The following is a 3,879-nucleotide window of genomic DNA, read 5'->3' as shown; positions in this document are numbered from 1 at the left end:
CGTCCCCAGCTTCGGCCCGCGCGTTCCTGTCCCCCCTTTCTTCCCCCTCCCAGGAGTAACCATGCCCACCTACAACCCCCCTCTGCGCGACATGCAATTCGTCATGCACGAAGTGCTCAAGGTCATCGACGAGTTCAAGGTCTTGCCCAGGTACGCCGACATTGATGCCGACACCATCAATGCCGTGCTTGAAGAAGGCGGTAAATTTGCGTCTGAAGTCACCTTTCCGCTCAACATCAGCGGCGACGAGGAGGGCTGCACGCTCGACAAGACCACCCATGAAGTGACGCCGCCCAAAGGCTTCAAGGAAGCCTATGCGCAGTATGTGGACGGTGGTTGGGCGGCGCTGAGCTGCGACCCCGAGTACGGCGGTCAGGGCTTGCCTTTTGTGGTCAACCAGTGTTTTTACGAGATGATGAACTCGGCCAATCAGGCCTGGACCATGTACCCCGGCCTGTCGCATGGCGCTTACGAGGCGCTGCATGCCCACGGCACCGACGCGCAGAAAAAGATCTACCTGCCCAAGCTCACCAGCGGCGAGTGGACCGGCACCATGTGCCTGACCGAAGCCCATTGCGGCACCGACCTGGGCCTGCTGCGAACCAAGGCCGAGCCTCAAGCCGACGGCAGCTACCAGCTGACCGGCAACAAGATTTTCATCAGCGCCGGCGAGCACGACATGACCAGCAACATCGTGCACCTGGTGCTGGCGCGCCTGCCCGATGCGCCGCAGGGCAGCAAGGGCATCAGCCTGTTTGCCGTGCCCAAGTTCAATGTCAATGAAGACGGCTCGCTGGGTTCGCGCAACGGCATTTACTGCGGCAGCCTGGAGCACAAGATGGGCATCCACGGCAACGCGACCTGTCAGATGGTGCTCGACGGCGCCGTGGGCACGATGGTCGGCGCGCCCAACAAGGGCCTGGCCGCGATGTTCGTGATGATGAATGCGGCCCGCCTGGGCGTCGGCAACCAGTCGCTGGGCCTGACCGAAGTGGCATACCAGAACGCGCTTGCCTATGCCAAAGACCGCATCCAGATGCGTTCGCTGACAGGGGTGAAAGCCAAGGACTTGGCCGCCGACCCGATCATCGTTCACCCCGACGTGCGCAAGATGCTGCTGACGGCCAAGGCCTACGCGGAAGGCGGCCGTGCCATGGCGATTTACTGCACGCTGCTGCTGGACAAGGAGCTGCACCACCCTGACGAAAAAGTGCGCAAGGACTCCGGCGAAATCGTCGCGTTGCTCACGCCCATCGTCAAGGCCTTCCTGACCGACAACGGACACCTTGCCACCAACGCCTGCATGCAGGTGTTTGGCGGCCACGGCTACATCAAGGAATGGGGCATGGAGCAGCTGGTGCGCGACAACCGCATCAACATGATTTATGAAGGCACCAACACCATCCAGTCGCTCGACCTGCTGGGCCGCAAGGTGCTGGGCAACAACGGCGCGACGCTCAAAAAGTTTGGCAAACTGATTAGCGCGCTGATCGCCGAAGAAGGCGTCAACGAAAAAATGGCCGAGTTCATCAACCCGCTGGCGATTCTGGCCGAGCAGATGACCAAGTTCACCACCGAGATCGGCTTCAAGGGCCTGCAAAATCCCGACGAAGTGGGCGCGGCCGCGGTGGACTACCTGCGGGTGGCGGGCCACCTGGTGTTTGGCTACTTCTGGGCCCGCATGGCACAGGTGGCGCTGCGCGAAATTGCCGCCGGCAACACCGATCAGTTTTACCTGGCCAAGGTACAGACAGCGCGGTTTTATTTTGCCAGGCTGTTGCCCGAAACCGCAACGCTCATGCGCACGGCGCGCAGCGGCAGCCGGTCGCTGATGGACACCGACGCAGCGCTGGCATAAAAAATGTGCACCGGGCTTGCCCCCACCCCTGCCCTCCCCCAGTGGGGGAGGGAGCCAGTCAGTCATCTCCGCTTTATCCCCCTCGCCCTCTGGGAGAGGGTTGGGGTGAGGGCTCTCCGATAAAGGAATACACCATGCAAAAATTCACCGTAAAAAAAGTCGCCGTGCTCGGCGCAGGCGTGATGGGCGCGCAAATTGCCGCCCACCTGGTCAATTGCAAGGTGCCGGTGGTGCTGTTTGACCTGCCCGCCAAGGAAGGTCCCAAAAATGGCATCGTCGCCAAGGCCATTGAAGGCCTGAAAAAGCTCAAGCCCGCACCCTTGGGCGTGCCTGAAGACGCCGCGCTGATCCAGCAGGCCAACTACGAAGAGCACATGGGCCTGCTCAAGGAGTGCGACCTGATCATAGAAGCCATTGCCGAGCGCATGGACTGGAAGAGCGACCTGTACCACAAGATCGCGCCCTTCATTGCCGAAGGCGCGATCGTGGCCAGCAACACCTCGGGCCTGTCCATCACCACGCTCAGCGAGGCGCTGCCCGAATCGATCAAGCCGCGTTTCTGCGGCATCCATTTTTTCAACCCGCCACGCTACATGACGCTGGTCGAGCTGATCAATACGCCGACCACCGAGCCCAAAGTGCTCGACAACCTGGAAGCCTTTGTCACCAGCGCGCTCGGCAAGGGCGTGATCCGCGCGCACGACACGCCCAACTTCATCGCCAACCGTGTCGGTATCGCCGGCATGCTGGCCACGATGAAAGAAGCCGAAGCCTTTGGCCTGAGCTATGACGTGGTCGATGACCTGACCGGCAAAAAACTGGGCCGCGCCAGCTCGGGCACCTTCCGTACCGCCGACGTGGTGGGGCTCGACACCATGGCGCACGTCATCAAGACGCTGCAGGACAAGCTCGGCGAGGGAAAAATTGCCGACCCGTTCGCCGGCATGTACGGCACGCCGCCCGTGCTGGCCAGGCTGCTCGAAGCCAAAAGCCTGGGCCAAAAAACCGGTGCCGGTTTCTACAAAAAAGTGGGGCGCGACATTTTGCGGCTGGACCCTGAAAGCATGGCGTACGTGGCTGGCGGCGCCAAGGCCGACGACGTGGTCGGCCGCATGCTGAAAAAGCCGGCCGGCGAGCGACTCAAGCTCTTGCGCAATGCCGAAGGCGCCGAGCCGCGTTTTTTGTGGGCGATCTTGCGCGATCAGTTTCACTATGCCGCCGTGCATCTGGCAAGCATTGCCGAAAGCGCGCGCGACATTGACTTTGCGATGCGCTGGGGCTTTGGTGCAAGCCAGGGTCCGTTCGAGTTGTGGCAAGAAGCCGGCTGGCTGCAGGTGGCCAACTGGATCAAGGAAGACATCAACGCGGGCAAGGCGCTGGTCAATGCGCCGCTGCCGGACTGGGTGTTCAACGGTCCGGTGGCAGAGGCAGGCGGCGTGCATACGCCAGACGGCTCCTGGAGCGCCTCGGCCCAGCAATTCATTCCACGCCGCAAGCTGCCGGTGTATGCGCGCCAGCTTTTTCCGGAAGACGTGCTGGGCGCCAACGCGCCAACTTTTGAAACGGCTGGCACGACGCTGCACGAGGACGATGCGATTCGCCTGTGGACGCTGGACGGCGACCAGAATGATGTGCTGATCGCCAGCATCAAGACCAAGATGCATGTGATCAGCCCCGGCGTGGCCGAAGGGCTGGCCCTGGGCGTGGACCTGGCCGAGGCCGGCTACAAGGGCCTGGTGATCTGGTCCAACGATGCGATGTTCTCTGCCGGCGCCGACCTGCAAACCATGTTGACCGGCTTCATGATCGGCGGCGTCGGTGCTGTTGAAGGGGCCGAGGCCGAGCTGCAAAGCGTGATGCTCAAGCTGCGTTATGCCGCCGTGCCGGTGGTGTCGGCCATGCGCGGCCTGGCGCTGGGCGGCGGCTGCGAAATGGCCGTGTATTCGGCCAAACGCGTGGCGGCCATGGAAAGCTACCTCGGCCTGGTTGAAGTGGGCGTGGGCCTGGTGCCCGGCGCCGGC

At 62.4% G+C, this 3,879-nt stretch carries 2 protein-coding genes; both read left to right on the top strand.

Annotation, left to right across the window (positions count from 1 at the left end; all coding sequences use genetic code 11):
• Window positions 1–61: 61 nt before the first annotated feature.
• Entirely contained in the window at window positions 62–1,858 is a 1,797-nt protein-coding gene (locus Q8K05_RS07950; RefSeq protein ID WP_305246049.1) for an acyl-CoA dehydrogenase C-terminal domain-containing protein, read from the top strand.
• 134 nt (window positions 1,859–1,992) lie between these two features.
• Window positions 1,993–3,879 (top strand): 3-hydroxyacyl-CoA dehydrogenase/enoyl-CoA hydratase family protein (locus Q8K05_RS07945; RefSeq protein ID WP_305246047.1); only part of this gene is annotated, 1,887 nt, incomplete at its 3' end.

The organism is Polaromonas sp. (assembly GCF_030682935.1).
GTDB lineage: Bacteria > Pseudomonadota > Gammaproteobacteria > Burkholderiales > Burkholderiaceae_C > Polaromonas.
Note: the sequence above shows the minus strand (reverse complement) of the source record. Positions and strands in the feature narration are given on the sequence as shown.

What these genes read in the sequence shown, in the direction of transcription:
- Q8K05_RS07950 (WP_305246049.1), top strand. Translation starts at nt 62, where the DNA reads ATGCCCACCTACAACCCCCCTCTGCGCGACATGCAATTCGTCATGCAC.